13 protein-coding genes are annotated in these 16,153 nt (G+C 61.6%); all 13 read left to right on the forward strand.

What is annotated here, in order from left to right; all coding sequences use genetic code 11:
• The first annotated feature begins 1 nt into the window (after position 1).
• The 13 genes from AVME950_RS17455 to tssE all read left to right on the forward strand — a co-directional run bounded on the left by AVME950_RS17455 (position 2) and on the right by tssE (position 16,093).
• Entirely contained in the window at positions 2 to 484 is a 483-nt protein-coding gene (locus AVME950_RS17455; RefSeq protein ID WP_284430787.1) for a TssQ family T6SS-associated lipoprotein, read from the forward strand.
• A 27-nt stretch (positions 485 to 511) separates the two neighbouring features.
• Positions 512 to 2,722 (forward strand): type VI secretion system-associated FHA domain protein TagH, encoded by a 2,211-nt coding sequence (tagH, locus tag AVME950_RS17460; RefSeq protein ID WP_284430788.1) that lies wholly within the window; start codon positions 512 to 514, stop codon positions 2,720 to 2,722.
• Positions 2,719 to 3,507 carry a PP2C family protein-serine/threonine phosphatase gene (locus AVME950_RS17465; RefSeq protein ID WP_284430789.1) on the forward strand — a complete coding sequence of 263 codons (789 nt, stop codon included), beginning with the start codon at positions 2,719 to 2,721 and terminating at the stop codon, positions 3,505 to 3,507. The genes tagH and AVME950_RS17465 overlap by 4 nt, the downstream gene beginning before the upstream one ends.
• A 29-nt stretch (positions 3,508 to 3,536) precedes the next feature.
• Positions 3,537 to 4,106 (forward strand): type VI secretion system lipoprotein TssJ, encoded by a 570-nt coding sequence (tssJ, locus tag AVME950_RS17470; protein ID WP_284430790.1) that lies wholly within the window; start codon positions 3,537 to 3,539, stop codon positions 4,104 to 4,106.
• 5 nt (positions 4,107 to 4,111) lie between these two features.
• Positions 4,112 to 5,446, forward strand: coding sequence for a type VI secretion system baseplate subunit TssK (gene tssK, locus AVME950_RS17475; protein ID WP_284430791.1), 1,335 nt, complete (start codon positions 4,112 to 4,114; stop codon positions 5,444 to 5,446).
• Positions 5,447 to 5,454: 8 nt separating this feature from the next.
• On the forward strand, positions 5,455 to 6,795 hold the full coding sequence (locus tag AVME950_RS17480) for a DotU family type VI secretion system protein (protein WP_284430792.1): 1,341 nt from the start codon (positions 5,455 to 5,457) through the stop codon (positions 6,793 to 6,795).
• 2 nt (positions 6,796 to 6,797) lie between these two features.
• Positions 6,798 to 10,424, forward strand: coding sequence for a type VI secretion system membrane subunit TssM (tssM, locus tag AVME950_RS17485; protein WP_284430793.1), 3,627 nt, complete (start codon positions 6,798 to 6,800; stop codon positions 10,422 to 10,424).
• Between the two features lie 17 nt (positions 10,425 to 10,441).
• Positions 10,442 to 11,119 carry a type VI secretion system-associated protein TagF gene (gene tagF, locus AVME950_RS17490; RefSeq protein ID WP_284430794.1) on the forward strand — a complete coding sequence of 226 codons (678 nt, stop codon included), beginning with the start codon at positions 10,442 to 10,444 and terminating at the stop codon, positions 11,117 to 11,119.
• Between the two features lie 74 nt (positions 11,120 to 11,193).
• Complete coding sequence (gene tssA / locus AVME950_RS17495; protein WP_284430795.1) at positions 11,194 to 12,201, forward strand: type VI secretion system protein TssA; 1,008 nt, start codon at positions 11,194 to 11,196, stop codon at positions 12,199 to 12,201.
• A 313-nt stretch (positions 12,202 to 12,514) separates the two neighbouring features.
• Positions 12,515 to 13,054 (forward strand): type VI secretion system contractile sheath small subunit, encoded by a 540-nt coding sequence (gene tssB, locus AVME950_RS17500; RefSeq protein WP_272563859.1) that lies wholly within the window; start codon positions 12,515 to 12,517, stop codon positions 13,052 to 13,054.
• Positions 13,055 to 13,072: 18 nt separating this feature from the next.
• Positions 13,073 to 14,569, forward strand: a complete 1,497-nt coding sequence (tssC, locus tag AVME950_RS17505) for a type VI secretion system contractile sheath large subunit (RefSeq protein ID WP_272563858.1) — start codon at positions 13,073 to 13,075, stop codon at positions 14,567 to 14,569.
• 196 nt (positions 14,570 to 14,765) lie between these two features.
• Positions 14,766 to 15,560, forward strand: a complete 795-nt coding sequence (locus AVME950_RS17510) for a type VI secretion system accessory protein TagJ (RefSeq protein WP_284412226.1) — start codon at positions 14,766 to 14,768, stop codon at positions 15,558 to 15,560.
• An 8-nt stretch (positions 15,561 to 15,568) separates the two neighbouring features.
• Complete coding sequence (gene tssE, locus AVME950_RS17515; protein WP_272552281.1) at positions 15,569 to 16,093, forward strand: type VI secretion system baseplate subunit TssE; 525 nt, start codon at positions 15,569 to 15,571, stop codon at positions 16,091 to 16,093.
• Positions 16,094 to 16,153: the final 60 nt, after the last annotated feature.

Consider the following 16,153-nt stretch of genomic DNA (forward strand, 5'->3'; position numbering starts at 1 on the left):
CATGAAATACAGATTTCCTTTAATCGTTGGCCAGTGCATGCTCGGCCTGTTGCTGACTGCCTGCCAGACGCCCCCTCAGGCCACGGCAACGCCGGGAGCGGATGCCGCAAGTCAGCAGCCGGCCGTGCCTGAACCTGCCAAGCAGGATCCTGTGGCTGCCAAGGAGCAAGCGCTGGCGCGTGCCTTGGATGTGTATGCAGATGGTCGTTACGACGATGCGATTGCTGCGTTGACCCCTCTGATCGGCGCTGCTGAACTTCCGCTGGCCTCTCAGGTAAAAGTGCTCAAGTTCATCGCCTTCAGCCACTGTGCGATGGGCCGGCTCAGGCAATGTCGCCAGCATTTCGATCTGGCGCTCGAACAGGATCCCACCTTTCAGCTGACCGAGGCGGAAAAGGGGCACCCCGTTTGGGGCCGGGAGTTCAATGCGGCGCGCGCTGCGGCAGCCCGTGCAAAGCAGCGCAGCAATCGAAAAGCCCCTTAAGCAAAGCGGATCAGTCAGGCACCGTCCATGGATAAAGTCGAACTCAGAGTCGCTCAACAGGCCGATCTTGCAGTAGATCGGACTTGGTCTGCAGTTTTCGGCGTTGCCGGAGGCACCATCGGTCGCGGAGGGCAGAACAAGTTGGTGCTGCCCGACTCCGATGCCAGTGTGGCCCGCGTGCATGCGATGGTCCGCATGGAGTCCGAGGCGGCTTTTATCGCCAACCTTTGCGAACGCCGCTCCATCACCGTAGCCGGACAGGAGGTACGCTCTGGTGAAGAGGTGCCGCTGGCGATCGGCGATGAAGTGGTCATCGGCCCTTATCGCTTGTACGCGTTGCTGCCGGGGCAGGCCTTGCCTGCTCCAGTGGCACCTGCCGTTAAAGCAGATGTTGCGCCGGTCGCACCTCTGGAGGCCGCACCCGCTGCCGCTCCGCAAACGCCGGCAAGCGACCTCCTGGAGGAGTTGCAAGTCCCGGCTGATGCGGGCGACACCAATCCTTTTGCCATCCTGGGCCTGGTTTCAGACCCCATCGAGGCATCCTCCGACGCGGAACCGCCGACCGTGCCTGCGTTCATGGCGATGCCTCACGAAGAGGTGGCCGCTGCCGGGGTGCCTCCTGGTGTGCCGGCCGAGCCTCTGGTCTCCGATTCGTCCCGGGACACCCGTTTGCAAGTGCCTGTGCTGCCGGCAGACCTATCTCCAACTGCAGGTGTTGCCACTGCGCCGCTGCCTTCCGGATGGGACGATACCCCAATGCCTCGGAACGCGCCGGCAGCTGCGCATCGGGCACTGGTCATCCCGGACGATTTCGATCTGTTTGCACAGGACCCGAAGAAGCAGGCGCAAAAGGGCGACCCCTGGGCCGGTGGCTTGCAGACGAAGAGTCTGACGGACGTCGCCAATCTTCGTCATGACGAGTTGCTGAAAGCGTTGCCGGTTTCCGGACGCTTCGAGCATCAGATGGACAATCCTGCCCATGCAGGCCTGCCCAAGGCGCTGGATCCCCGCAACGAGTTGGACCCGTTGCGTTTGTTTCAGCAGGACCGCGAATCGCCAGCCCTTCAAGACACTTCACTTGCAGTGCCTGGATGCGATCTATCGCAGGCTTTCAGCATGCCGAAGAGTACGGCTGCTGGAAGCGGTACGGACGAGCGTCTCCCTGTGGGGGCGCTGGGCATCGAGGCCATCAGCGTCGATGCGGCGGTGTCTTCCACGAAGGCCAAGGTCGTGCCCCCCGATCTGGCGATACCGTTACCGAACGAGCCTGTGATAGCGCCTTTGCCAGGCCTTCGCAAGGTGGAGGGGCTGAACCTGGACAGTTTCGGAAGCGGATTGCCTGCAGCGGATTCCGATTGGCTGCCTCCCATTGAGCCGGTGTCTCCGGTCCTGGAAAAAAGTGCAGTCCCGCCGGCGTTCCTGGAGGATCGGACAGTGCAACACCGGGGCGAAATCATGTCCTTTGCGGCACCTTTGGAGCCGCTTCCACCGTCCAATTTGCCTGCACCTGCACCTGCACCTGCACCTGCACCTGCACCTGCACCTGCACCTGCACTCTCGCCTTCGCCTTCGCCTTCGCCTTCTTCCGACTTTCCTGCACCGGCTACCTTGCCAGGCCTGGCGGCCATGCCTCCCGCGGAGTTGAGCGCGTTGGTCACCGCTTTTCTGGACGGCGCCGGGGTGCTGCCCAAAAAGCTGGAACCCACGCTCACGCCGGAATTCATGCGATCTTTTGGCGAGGCGTTCCGTGTCGCAGTGCAGGGAACCATTGACTTGCTGGCAGCCCGCTCCGAGATCAAGCGGGAGTTCCGCGCGGGCGTCACGGTGATCGCCTCCGGTGCCAACAACCCCTTGAAGTTTTTGCCCACGCCGGATGGCGTCATCATGCAGATGATCGGACAGAATTTTCCGGGGTTCATGCAGCCAGTTCCGGCCATGAAGGACGCCTACCAGGATCTTTGTGTGCACCAGTTGGCATTGATGGCCGGTATTCGGGCGGCCTATGCCGAGGCGCTGGCCCGCTTTGATCCGGTCGAGCTGGAAAAGCAGGCCGCTTCCATTGGCGGGATGCTTGGAAAGGTTTCCTCCATCGGCCGCAAGGCGGCTTTGTGGGACGAGTACAAGAAAAACTTCGATGCCATCCGTCGGGACGCGGAGGACGATCTCACTGCCTTCTCTGGCCAGGCCTTTCTGGAAGCCTATGAGAACGCGGAAGCCGCTGCAAAGGCCAAGTTGTGATTGCACATGTTGTTGGCGATCAGTACCGGTTCCGTCTCACCGCAGCGTCGCTCTCGGACAGGGGCTCGCGCGCGACCAACGACGATTTCCTGGGAATGGTGGATGTAGGAGGCCGCGGGTTTTGTTGCGCATTGGCTGATGGGGCTGGTGGCCACGGTCACGGCGGATTGGCTGCGCGGCTGACGGTCAACGCGGTCCTTGATGGGTTTCGCCACAACCCGCTGTTCGCCCCCGCAGGCCTGGCCTCGTTGATTTCGCTGGCCGAGCATACGGTCGCGGTGGAGCAACCGGTGTCGGTTTCCCGCAGGCACATGAGTGCCACGGTGGTCCTGCTGTGCCTGGACTTGGCCAAGGGTCGGGCGCTCTGGGCGCATTGGGGCGATTCACGGCTGTATTGGTTCAGGGACCAGCGAGTGCATCGCATGACGGAAGACCACAGCGTAGTGCAACAACTGCTGCATGCGGGGGTCTATCGCAACGAGGACCCCCGGGACCTTCCCAATCGAAGCGTTCTTGCGGGCGCTGTCGGGGCCGAATCGCAGATTCCTCCTACCGTGCTTTCCAAAGCCGTCGATCTGGTGGCGGGAGATGCCTTCCTGCTGTGTTCGGATGGACTTTGGGAAGGCATTCATGAAGACGATATGGAAGAGGCACTGCGGCTCAGCCAGAACCCGGAAGATTGGCTGGAGCACATGGAGACCACGCTGCGCGCGCAGGGGAAGCCGCACCAGGACAACTTCAGCGCATTCGCCATTTGGGTGTCACCCAGTGAAGACGGGCTGTGAAACCAGTTCTACCAACAAAGGAATCGACGATGCTTGATCGGGTTTATGGATTGCGCCGTGCTTTGCTCGGAGGGGCCGTGGGTGTTGGCGTATTGGGTCTCGCTGGGTGCGGAGTCATCAGTTCGATGAACCGTCCTCAGGAAGCCCCTACGGCCGTTCCTTCAGCCGTGTTCGAAGTGGTTGCCGACGCCAAGCTCAATCCCGATGTGCATGGCGCTCCCAAGCCCATCTTGCTTCGAATGTACGAATTGCGTGCCACCGCTGCGTTCGACAAAGCCAGTTTTCTGGACCTTCAAGAAAAAGACGAAGCGCAGTTGGCAAGCGACTTCGTGCGCCGTGAAGAGTTTCTGGTGGTCCCAGGGGAGCGGCGCGTCTTTGAGCGAAAAGGAAGTGCCGAGGTCCGTGCCTTTGCATTCTTCGCGGGCTATCGTGACCTGGAGAAAAGCACTTGGCGCGCCACTGCGCCGGCACCCAATTCGGTGGAGATGCGCCGGCGCTGGTGGGGTCTGGGTGAGACTGAACGCCTGAAGCCCGTGCGCTATCTGGTCACCGTCTCCCAGGATGCCGTCAAAGTTCAAATCCAAGAAAAAACGCAGTAACTATCATGGTCTGGCAGCGCAAGGTCGTATGGGCGGAGGGCATGTTCTTGCGCCCTCAGCATTTTCAGCAGCAAGATCGATTCACCGATTTTCTGGTGCAGGCACGTACGCTGCCCACGCAGTTCTTCTTCTGGGGGTTTTCGAGCCTCGTCCTGGACACGGAGCTTCTCGCGTTGGGCAAGATCGGCTTGATCTCTGCCGAAGGGGTGTTGCCGGACGGTACGCCTTTCAGCTTTCCCCACCACGACGAGCCCCCGCCTGCGTTGAGCATCGGCAAAGACGTCAAAGACACGGTCATTCATCTGGCTTTGCCGATGCGCAGGCGCATGGCTGCTGAAGTGTCTCTGGGATCCGAGCCGAGCGCACTCGTGCGCTACGCTGCAGAAGTGATCGAAGTGGCGGATTCCAACGACGTTGGAGCGCAGGCTGCCGAGGTGCAGGTCGGGCAGATCAAGCTCGCGCTGCGTGCATCGCACGACATTGCCGATGGCTGGGTCAGTCTGCCATTGGTGCAGGTGGTGGAGCGCCGCGCAGATGGCTCGCTGCTGTTGGATCCCACCTTCATACCCACGGTCGTCACCAATGCCGATATGTCCAACCTTGCGGTGTTCTGCCGTGAGCTGTTTGGCCTGCTGCGCCAGCGTGGCGCTGCGTTGGAGGAGCGCTTGACCCAGCCGGGGCGCGGCGGCGTGGGGGAGGTCGGCGACTTCCTGATGCTCCAGTTCCTGAACCGCTGGGAGCCGGCGGTGGAGCACTGGGTTCGGATCCGCGCCATCCATCCTGAGCGGCTGTTCGATGACCTGCTCAAAATGGCGGGCGAACTGGCCACCTTCACGCGCGACCAGAGGCGTCCTGCGCCCATGCCTGCCTATGACCATGACGATTTGCGAAGCTCTTTCCTGCCATTGATGCTGGAGCTGCGGCGTGGCTTGTCTTCAGTGCTGGAACAAAACGCCATCCAGATCGAACTGCAGGAACGCCAGTATGGCGTGCATGTCGCACTGATCCCGAGCACCGAACTCCTGACCAGTTGCGACTTCGTGCTGGCGGTCCATTCGCAGGCGACGGTGGAGTTTCTGCGGGCGCACTTTCCGACCCAGATCAAACTGGGCCCGGTGGAGCGCATTCGGGACTTGGTCAATCTGCATTTGCCTGGCGTCACTCTGCGGTCCCTGCCGGTCGCTCCCCGCGAAATTCCTTACCACGCCGGCTACTCGTATTTCGAGTTGGATACAGCGCACGACCTGTGGCGCCAACTTCAAAACTCCGGCGGCCTGGCCTTGCACGTCTCCGGCGAGTTTCCTGAACTGCAGCTTGAGATGTGGGCCATTCGCCGTTAAGAACCGATATGTCCATTCAAACCTCTGGCAATGTATTTGCCTTCGATACGGGCACTGGAGCCGCTGCGCCACGGGCCGGGACCACGGCACCTCACACCCCTGGCGGCGCGGTGCGCGAAACAGCGCTTCCGGATGTCGTCAGCGGGGGTAACCCCCTCGTGGCTGCCTCCAACACGCTGCTGAATCTGATCCCTCAGATCCGGGCCATGGCCACCAATGGCGACCCTGGTGGATTTCAGCAGTTTCTGCTGGAAAACATCCGGCAGTTCGAAAGCCGGGCCGGCAACACCGGCGTGCCGATGGAGACCATCATCGGTGCCCGGTACTGCATCTGCACGGCGATTGACGAAGCGGCGGCGCAGACCCCTTGGGGTGGCTCGGGTGTCTGGCCCAAGTACAGCCTGCTGGTTGCGTTGCACAACGAAACCTGGGGCGGTGAGAAGTTTTTCCAGTTGCTCTCCAAGCTGGTGCAGACGCCCAATCAGCACATCGACCTCATCGAGTTGATGTATTTCTGCCTGATGCTGGGTTTCGAAGGCCGGTACCACGTCGTCGAAAACGGCAAGAGCCAGTTGGAGAGCCTCAAGGCCCGTCTGCTTCAAGTCATCGAAGGGGCGAGGGGGGACCGCAGCGGTGCCTTGTCGCTGCATTGGCGTGGCGTTCAGCGCGCGGCGGTGCCGCCGTGGACCTTGATTCCCTTTTGGGTGGCGGCCGCACTGGCCTTGCTGATCGCGTTTTTGATCTTCCTCTGGTTCAACTACCGCCTCGCATCGCGGTCCGACGATCTGTTCGCATCAATCAACGGTATCCGGCTTCCGCAGGCCCCTGCCGTCATCGCCGCCGCGCCCAAGCCCAGGTTGCGCCAGTTCCTGGAGCCCGAAATTCGAGAGGGTCTGGTGGAGGTGAACGACCTGGCGGATCGAAGCATCATCATCCTGCGCGGCGATGGGTTGTTCGATGCCGGGGCCACGGTGGTCAAGCCTCGGTACGTCGGCGTGATCGAGCGCATTGCGGCTGCGTTGAACGAGGTGTCCGGGAAGGTGGTGGTCAATGGCTACACCGACAACTCTCCCATCCGCACCGCCCGGTTTCCTTCCAACTGGCATTTGTCCCAGGAACGTGCGCAGGCTGTCACCACGATGCTGACGAAGAGCGTCTCCGATGGGCGCAGGTTGCATGCCGAAGGCCGTGCAGAAAGCGATCCGGTAGCGCCGAACACCACGCCGGAAGGCAGGGCGCTCAACCGCCGCGTGGAGATCGTTTTGCATGTTGCCCCGCAGACCCGTGACAGCGAGCTGCAACTCACCCCGGGTGCAAATCCCCAGGGCGGCGCCACCAATCAAAAATAAGCATGTTCCGCAAGATATTCGATTTCCTGTTCAACCGGTTCACGCTGGTCCTGCTGGGGCTGGTGCTCTTGAGCTTGGTCATCTGGTTCATCGGACCGCTCATTTACATCAAGCCATACCAACCCCTGGAAAGCCCTCAGGTCCGTGGCTGGTTGATCTTTGCGATCTTCGCGTTCTGGTTCTTGAAGCTTTTGGTCCAGTGGTGGCGTGCGAAGCAGATGAACGCTCGCCTGCTGTCCCAACTGGCCCGGTTCGGCACGGGTGACCGGCCGGCTGAAAAAGCCGGTCCAGGGGAAGAAGAAGTCGCAGAACTCGAAACCCGCTTCAAGGAGGCGATCAGCGTTTTGAGCAAGACGCGCTTTGGACAAACGGAACAAGGCTGGTTCGGACGGCTGAATCGCCGCTACATCTACCAGTTGCCCTGGTATCTGATCATCGGCTCGCCCGGTTCCGGCAAGACCACGGCGCTGGTCAATTCCGGTCTGGATTTTCCGCTGGAGGCGCAGTTTGGAAAGGCTTCGATTCGGGGCGTGGGTGGCACGCGCAATTGCGACTGGTGGTTCACCGATCAGGCGGTGCTTCTGGACACCGCAGGACGTTACACGACCCAGGAAAGCGATGAGACGCAAGACAAGGCCGCCTGGGGCGGATTCTTGTCTTTGCTGCGCCGATTCCGGGGGCGGCAGCCTGTCAATGGCGTGCTGGTCACGTTGAGTGTTCAGGAGTTGCTGAGCAGCACCGACGCGGAGCGTGAACGCCTTGCGCGGCTGATTGGTATGCGCCTGGGCGAGCTGTGCGAAGAGCTCGCCATCAAGTTCCCCGTGTATGTGCTGGTCACCAAGACCGACTTGCTGGCGGGGTTCAACGAGTTCTTCGGCAACATGAACCGCGAGGAGCGGGCCCAGGTCTGGGGCTTCACCAGCCCGTACAACGAAGGGGGCGTGCAAGAGGAACCGGCAGCCCGCTTCCGTGCTGAGTTCGACGAACTGGCGGGGCAGATCAACCGCCTCTTGCCGCAGCGCCTGCTTTCCGAGCCTGACTTGTCGCGACGGGGGCTGATCTACGGCCTTCCTCAGCAATTCGTCGGTTTGCGCGATGTGTTGCAGGAAACGCTTTCCACCATCTTCGCATCGTCCCGTTTCAAGGAAAAGCCGCTTTTCCGCGGCGTGTATTTCACCAGCGGAACGCAAGAGGGCATGCCGTTCGACCGGGTGCTTTCAGCACTCTCGCGCCGGTTCGCGGTTCCCTCGCCCGCAGGGGCTTCGGTGGGAGCCAAGAGCGGGAAAAGCTATTTCATTGAAACGCTGCTCAAAGGCGTGATGTTCAATGAAGCGGGCTTGACCGGCCGCAATGCCAAGAAAGAACGTCAGTTGCGCCTTGCCCAGGCCGGAGGGCTGATTGCCCTGGTTCTGGCCCTGGTCGGCGTGACCGTCGCATGGACCGTCAGCCACGACAACAACGTCGCCTACATCGGAGAAGTGAAAGACCGGGTTCCGGCACTCAAGCAGGCGGTCAACGACGCCCGCGACGCCGACCCGGAAGACATGGTGAGCTTGCTGCCGCTGTTGAACAATGCGGAGACCCTGGCCGTGAGCCAGCGCTACGATGGCGACTCTGCCCCGTTGAGCTGGCGCCAGGGCCTGCTGCAGGTGCCCAAGGTCCAGACGGCTGCGGACGCCACCTACATGCGCCTGCTCGAAGATGCCTGGCTTCCGCGCCTGTCCCGGCATTTGCGCCGGTCACTGCAGCAGACGTCCACCAGCAACCCGGAGGCGAGCTTCGAAGCGTTGAAGGTCTACCTGATGCTGTACGAGCCCGAGCGCTTCAATCCCAAGGCCATCCGCGCATGGATGGTCAACGATTGGGAAACGTCTCTTCCGCCTGGCTTGGTGCAATCTGGCGTGGTCAACCAGTTGGCCCACCACCTCGACAATCTGATGCAGGACCGCGCGCTGGTGGCACCGGTGCCGATGGATCAGCAACTGGTGGCCGAAGTGCGCCAGCGGCTGGCCCAGATGTCACCAGCCCAACGGGCCTACAGCCGGCTCAAGCAACTGCTGCTGACGGGCAATTCCTTGCCGCCTGAATTCACGGTGGTTCGCGCCAGCGGGCCCGAGGCGCCGCAGGTATTCTCCCGCCGCAGTGGCCGTCCGCTGACCCAGGGTATTTCCGGCCTGTTCACCTATGACGGGTACTACGGGGCGTTCGCGCAGGAACTGCCCAAGGTCACGGCCTTGTTGTCCCAGGAGGAGAGCTGGGTGCTGGGCAAGGCCGATGGGCGGCGCAGCACGGCCAACGAAGTGCTGACCGGCCAGCTGGCGCTCGAGGTCAAGCGGCTTTACCTGATGGAGTACGCCAAGCTATGGGAGGACTTCCTGGCCGATGTGCGACCGGTGCGCATCGCCTCCCTCGATCAGGCGGGAGAGCAGGCTCGCCTGTACTCTGCCGCCAATTCCAGCCTGGAGCAGTTCATTCGCGCCGTCGCTAAGGAAACCACCCTTGGCCAGCGTCCGTCTGCAGGGGGAGGAACCAGCAGTTGGCTGGGAGAGAAAATCAACCGCATCAAGGAAGAGCAGGAGCAGTTGAGCCGCCTGACGGGCAAGCAGGTGAATGTGGGGGGGCTCACCTCCAGCGGTACGCTGGAGGCGGATCTGGTCGATTTCCGCTTCCGCGAATATCGGCGGCTGGCCACCTCGAACGGTTCGGGCCCTTCTCCCATGACCGCCAGCCTGCAGGTGCTGAACGAGGCGGCCGCAGTGATCGCATCGGCACGGCAGCAGGTCAGTGCCGGTGGAACGGTGCCGCCTTCGCTGTCCGCCACGCTGGAGCGGGTGCGCACGGAAGCCAAGCGCGTGCCGCCGCCCCTGAACGTCATGTACGAAGATCTGGCGGGAGCCACTTCGGCTTTCGTGGGGCGCGACGTGCGGGCCGCTGTGGGCGGAAATCTCAACGCCACGATCGGCGCCTTTTGCCGGCGCGCGATCCTGGGTCGCTATCCCTTCACGCGCAGCGCTGGCCGCGATGTGACGACGGATGACTTCGCCCGCCTGTTCTCCGTGGGCGGCACCATGGATGAATTTTTCCGGACTACGCTGCAGCCAATGGTCGATATCTCCACCAATCCCTGGAGCTTCAAGCAGGGTGTGGACGGTTCGCCCGTGGGCGGCTCTGCTGCGCTGGCTTCGTTCCAGCGTGCCTCCGTCATTCGGGATGTCTATTTCCGGGCCGGGGGCAAGGCGCCGTCGATCCGGCTGGACATCAAGCCCTTGGAGATGGATGCTGCCATCACGCAAATGGTGCTGGATGTTGATGGCGAAGTCCTGCGCTACCAGCATGGACCTCAGATTCCGAAGTCGGTGAACTGGCCGGGAGCTCGTGGCACGGGGCAGGTCCGGTTGCAATTGACCGGATCGGGGGCTGAAAACACTGGCTTGGTCACCGAGGGGCCCTGGGCATTGCACCGGTTCTTCGACCGGGCGCAGATTCTTCCCGGCAACGCACCCGAGCGCTTCATTGCCGCTTTCAACATCGACGGACGGCGCCTGCGATTCGAAATCACCACAGGCAGTGTGTTGAATCCTTTCCGTCTTAAAGCCATGGAGGAGTTCGAGTGTCCTGGCAACCTGTGAGTCAAGCATCGCCACAAGTGCAGTCCCGCATCTCCTGGTTTGGAAAGCTGCCGGGGCAGGGCGATTTCGTGGGACGCAGGATGCCCCGCGCCATCGGTGACGAATGGGACGCTTGGGTGAGCCGTGGGCTGGACCAACTGCGTGCGCAGGGACCCGGGCAATGGGAGCCTGGCTTTATTCAGTCGCCACTGTGGTTCTTCATTGCCAGCCTGGGCGGGAAAACTTCGCCAGTGTGCGGCGTGCTGGCCCCCAGTGCGGACCGCATCGGGCGGTGCTATCCCATCACGGCAGTGGCCATCGCCACCGATCGGACCAGCGCTTTGGTATCCGACCCGACGCTGGAACGGTTCTTCTTCGGCACGCGGGACGCCATCATCGAGGCCCGCAGGCTGGCCCTGCCTGCGGAAGAGTTGGATGCAAGGCTTTCCGTATTGCCATGGCCGTTTCACGCAGACCAGTCGGCACCAGCGGCTGCACCTTCGATGGCGGGCATCCTGGCGGACCTGGGGCTGAGTCCATCGTCCAGTGGCAGCACAGTCAATGGCCGGCCCTGGAGCGCCGGGCGCGATATCCTGCGATCGCAACAGGCGCGCAGCGTCTGGTGGTCCGATGCGGCTGGGGGGCACGAAATGGTGGAGCACGGCGGCGCCTTTGATGGCCATCTGTTCTCTCGGCTTTTCAAAAAGGCTTCCTAGCCGTGTCGGTGCCCTTCGTTCTTCTTTTGTTGAGCCCGAGCGAGCCTCTTCGATGCGAACAGACAGGTATTTGAATGATTGATCTTGACGCCCTGCTGGCGCCCACCAGCGATGCCCCACCGTGCGGTGAGGATCTGACGTACGACGCCGAGTTTCTCGCCTTGGAAAACGCCGCGAACGGCAAGCCGGAGCAGCAATTTGGCGAGACCGTGATCCCGGCGGAACCGCCGGACTGGCGTGAAGTGGAGAAACGCTCCACTGCGCTTCTGTCCCGCACCAAAGACATCCGGGTGGTGGCGAAGCTGTCCCATGCCTTGACCAACACACAGGGCGTGCGCGGCATGTCCCAGGGCGTGCAGTTGATGTCGGCCATGTTCAGCCAGCATTGGGATCACCTCCATCCGCTGCCGGAAGACGGCGATCACTTCATGCGGATGAATGCGGTGGCTTCGCTGAACGACGTGACCGGACAACTGCGAGATATTCGCCAACAAGATTTCTTGCGGTCTGCTGCGGGTGCGATCAATGTCCGGGACGCGGAAGCACTGGCACGCGGCACGGCAGCCGACGGCACCATCAAGATGTCGCTGGATCAGTTGCGTGGTGCCGTGTTCGATGCGTGGCGGCAGGGCAACGAAACGCTTCGCGCATGGGTTGTGGCCAGCGAGGCTTTCGATTCGATGCAAGCCATCTTCCATGATCGGCTCGACGCGGATCAACGACCTGATCTGGAGCAGATTCGCGGCGTGTTCAGCGTGCTTCGCGATCTGATTCCCAAGGATGCCGATGCTGCCGCGCCGGTGTCGGAAGCGGTGGAAGAGGCGGGGGGCGTACCTGTTGAAACTCCTCTGGCTACTGCATCCAACCAGGGATTTGCGCTGCGCACGCGGTCCGATGCCGTGTCGCGCCTGATGGAGATTGCTGAATTTCTGGAACGCACGGAGCCCACCAATCCTGCTCCCTTGCTGATCCGAAGGGCCGTGCGACTGATGGGCCTGGACTTTCTTGACATTCTTCGTGAACTGTCTCCAGACAGCGTGGCCCAAGTGGAAAATATCACTGGCGTGAAGAGCCCTCTGTAAACGTTTTGTAGCATCTAAGCGCGAAGGGCTGGAGATACTTGCGGGACGGTGCGTCGTGCGGATACTGCAGCCTGTCCAAAGTTCCATTCATGGGTTTGAGCCTGAATCTGCGCACCATCTCTGCGGTATGTTCCAGTAGCGGAGTGGTGATCCAGCCGACCAAGAACGGTGATGCGGCGTGCCCAAAGAAATGGGCGTTCCATTTTGTTATGAATTTGTAAGTTGGTGTTGTTGCGAAGTCGTTGTAATTGCGATGCCTTCACAAGACCCTACGCTCACGTTTTATAAATCCTAGGAAAAGAGAAGTTACATCATGACACTGAGCAAAACGGGCAAGAGTGGTCAGAAATTCATCGCTCGCAATCGCGCGCCCCGGGTCCAGATCGAATACGACGTGGAAATCTACGGCTCTGAAAAGAAAGTGCAGATCCCGTTTGTGATGGGCGTGATGGCCGACTTGTCCGGCAAGCCTGTCGAAGCTTTGCCGGAGATTGCCGACCGCAAATTCCTGGAAATCGACATCGATAATTTCGATGCGCGGATGAAGTCCATTAAGCCCCGCGTCTCTTTCAACGTGCCCAACACCCTGACTGGCGATGGCCGCCTGCACATCGAGCTCACGTTCGACAGCATGGAGGATTTTTCGCCCGCGGCCATCGCCCGCAAGGTCGGTGCACTCAACTCCATGCTGGAGGCTCGCACTCAGTTGCACAACCTGCTTTCGTACATGGACGGCAAGCAAGGGGCCGAAGAATTGATCAGCAAGGTCTTGAAGGATCCGGCATTGCTCAAATCGCTCGCTGCCATGCCCAAGCCGGCCGACAGCGCTGAACCATCGACGGACGTGAAATAAGCGAGGAGTGACCCGACCATGAACGCACGCCAAATGGAAGCGGCACCAGCCGCCCAGACACTCGAAGGCAACGAATTCGCGTCGTTGCTGCAAAAAGAATTCAAGCCCAAGACCGATCAGGCACGCGAGGCCGTCGAAGCCGCGGTACAGACCTTGGCCCAGCAGGCCCTGGCGGCCTCCGCCACGCTGTCGGATGACGCCTATCAAACGGTGCAGGCGATCATTGCGGAAATCGACCGCAAGCTGTCCGAACAGGTGAACCAGATCATTCACCACAGCGAATTCCAGCAACTGGAAGGCGCATGGCGCGGTCTGCACCATCTGGTCCACAACACCGAAGTGGACGAGATGCTCAAGATCCGCGTGATGAACATCTCCAAGAAGGAACTGCATCGCAACATGCGGCGCTACAAGGGGGTGGGCTGGGACCAGAGCCCCATCTTCAAGAAGGTGTACGAAGAGGAATACGGTCAGTTCGGTGGCGAGCCCTTCGGCTGCCTGGTGGGCGACTACCACTTCGACCACAGCCCGACCGATGTGGAATTGCTGGGCGAACTGGCCAAGGTGTCTGCCGCGGCGCATTGCCCCTTCATTTCCGGCGCCTCGCCCGCCATGATGCAGATGGAGTCCTGGCAGGAACTGGCCAATCCCCGCGATCTGACGAAGATCTTCACCAACACCGAGTACGCCGCCTGGCGCAGCCTGCGCGAGTCCGATGATTCGAAATACATCGGCCTGGCCATGCCGCGGTTCCTGGCGCGCCTTCCCTACGGTGCCAAGACCAACCCGGTGGACGAATTCGATTTCGAAGAGGAAACCGCCAGCGGCGATCACAGCAAGTATTGCTGGGCCAACTCGGCCTATGCGATGGCCGTGAACATCAACCGCTCGTTCAAGTACTACGGCTGGTGCACATCCATCCGCGGAGTCGAGTCCGGCGGCGCGGTGGACAACCTGCCTGCCCACACCTTCCCGACGGACGATGGTGGCGTGGACATGAAGTGCCCGACCGAAATCGCCATCAGCGACCGCCGCGAAGCAGAACTCGCCAAGAACGGCTTCATGCCCCTGGTGCACCGCAAGAACTCCGATGTGGCCGCATTCATCGGTGCGCAGTCGCTGAACAAGCCGGCCGAGTACTACGACGCCGATGCCACGGCCAATGCCAATCTGTCCGCGCGCCTGCCTTACATGTTCGCCTGCTGCCGCTTTGCGCACTACCTCAAGTGCATCGTGCGCGACAAGATCGGCTCGTTCAAGGAGCGTTCCGACATGGAGCTGTGGCTGAACGACTGGATCATGAATTACGTCGATGGCGATCCCGCCAATTCTTCGCAGGAAACCAAGGCCCGCAAGCCGCTGGCGGCTGCCGAAGTGCAAGTGGAAGAGGTTGAGGGCAACCCGGGGTACTACACCTCCAAGTTCTTCCTGCGCCCGCACTATCAGCTCGAAGGCCTGACCGTTTCGCTGCGCCTGGTTTCCAAGCTGCCGTCGGTCAAGCAAGCCGGCAACTGATCCAGCGCTGTAGAGGGCGGGCGTCGGGGGCATGACTCCCTTGCCTGTCGAACCATCGCAGCGCTGACTTTCGAAGGGCGCAAACCAAGGGGTGCCTGTCATGGCATCTGCTTGGTCTTGCGCTGGCATCCTGCAGGGAGGGTGCATCGGCGGCGCTGTCTTCATGCCCCCTTTCGTTCAAGGTCCCACCCATCCCATGATCTTTGATTCCAAGCTTCCGTTGGATACGCAGCTAAGTTCTTTGAAGGAGGCGATTCGCAAGGATCCGGCGGATGCGTCTCTGCGCGTTTACTACTTCCAGATGCTGGTGCTGTTCGGCGAGTGGCAGAAGGCGCTCGACCAGTTGCAGATCTGCGCGCAACTGGACAGCAAGACGGCGCCGATGGCCAAGGCCTATCGCGAGGTGATTCTTTGCGAAGTGGCTCGGCGGGACGTGTTCGCCGGCCGGCGCACGCCGCAGATTCTGGGGGACCCACCGGCCTGGCTGGGCTGGATGGTCGAGGCGCTCCAGTGCGCGGCGGACGGGCAGGCCGAAAAGGCCGCCGAATTGCGCAGCAGTGCCTTCGACGAGGCGCCTGCTTCGCCGGGTGAACTGGACGGAACCCCCTTCGAGTGGCTGGCGGATTCCGATGCGCGGCTGGGCCCGGTCTGCGAGTTGTATGCCAACGGCGGGTACTACTGGGTTCCTTTCACTGCGATACAGCAGATCAACTTCGAAAAACCGCAGGACTTGCGCGATCTGGTCTGGTCAGCCTGCGAGGTGACGCTGGTCAACGGCGGGCAGATGCTCGGCTTCATTCCCACCCGGTACCCGGGCTCGGAAAGCGTGGCGTCCGATGGCGTACGCTTGTCCCGCACCACCGAGTGGAGCGATCTGGGGCAGGAGCAGGTGGCTGGCCTCGGCCAGCGCGTGTGGATTTCCGAGCAGGCAGACCATGCGCTGCTGGACGTGCGCCGCATCAAGTTCACGGCCGAATCGACCCAGGGCTGACCCGATCCATGGCGACCACGCGCCCCAATGACAACTTCGGCAACGGAAAGGACCGCCTGCAGCCGGCCCTGCTGGACCGCCTGACGGACCACGAGCCCAGCAAGCGCACCGAGCGTGCCGATGCCGTCTATGTCACCGAGGCCCGCCTGCGCCAGGCCCTGTTGCGGGATCTGAACTGGTTGCTCAACGCTTCGGATGCGACCTCGCACATCGACTTCGAAGGCCTTCCCGAGGCAGAACGGTCGGTGATCAACTTCGGCATGACGCCACTGGCAGGCCAGTTGCTGTCCGAGCTGGACTGGAAGGACATCGAGAAAGCCATCCGCAAGTCCATCCTGGCCCACGAGCCCCGCATCCTTCGCGACACGCTGACGGTGGCCCTGGCCCCCTCCAGCAAGCTGTTCAGCCACCACAACACGCTGCAGTTCGAAATCCGCTGCCAGTTCTGGTCCGCGCCTTATCCGATGGAATTGCTGCTCAAGACCAGCCTGGACCTGGAAACCGGGCAGGTGGTCGTCTCTGATTTACGGTGAAGTGATCCAGGCCATGCATATTTGCGCCATCCGACCGGTCCTCCATGTGCCGGAGGGCAT

The organism is Acidovorax sp. SUPP950, from assembly GCF_030158935.1.
Classification (GTDB): Bacteria; Pseudomonadota; Gammaproteobacteria; order Burkholderiales; family Burkholderiaceae_C; genus Paracidovorax.

Coding starts and splice junctions, on each gene's coding strand:
- AVME950_RS17455 (WP_284430787.1), top strand. CDS start 2: ATGAAATACAGATTTCCTTTAATCGTTGGCCAGTGCATGCTCGGCCTG.
- tagH (WP_284430788.1), top strand. CDS start 512: ATGGATAAAGTCGAACTCAGAGTCGCTCAACAGGCCGATCTTGCAGTA.
- tssJ (WP_284430790.1), top strand. CDS start 3,537: ATGCTTGATCGGGTTTATGGATTGCGCCGTGCTTTGCTCGGAGGGGCC.
- tssK (WP_284430791.1), top strand. CDS start 4,112: ATGGTCTGGCAGCGCAAGGTCGTATGGGCGGAGGGCATGTTCTTGCGC.
- AVME950_RS17480 (WP_284430792.1), top strand. CDS start 5,455: ATGTCCATTCAAACCTCTGGCAATGTATTTGCCTTCGATACGGGCACT.
- tssM (WP_284430793.1), top strand. CDS start 6,798: ATGTTCCGCAAGATATTCGATTTCCTGTTCAACCGGTTCACGCTGGTC.
- tssA (WP_284430795.1), top strand. CDS start 11,194: ATGATTGATCTTGACGCCCTGCTGGCGCCCACCAGCGATGCCCCACCG.
- tssB (WP_272563859.1), top strand. CDS start 12,515: ATGACACTGAGCAAAACGGGCAAGAGTGGTCAGAAATTCATCGCTCGC.
- tssC (WP_272563858.1), top strand. CDS start 13,073: ATGAACGCACGCCAAATGGAAGCGGCACCAGCCGCCCAGACACTCGAA.
- AVME950_RS17510 (WP_284412226.1), top strand. CDS start 14,766: ATGATCTTTGATTCCAAGCTTCCGTTGGATACGCAGCTAAGTTCTTTG.
- tssE (WP_272552281.1), top strand. CDS start 15,569: ATGGCGACCACGCGCCCCAATGACAACTTCGGCAACGGAAAGGACCGC.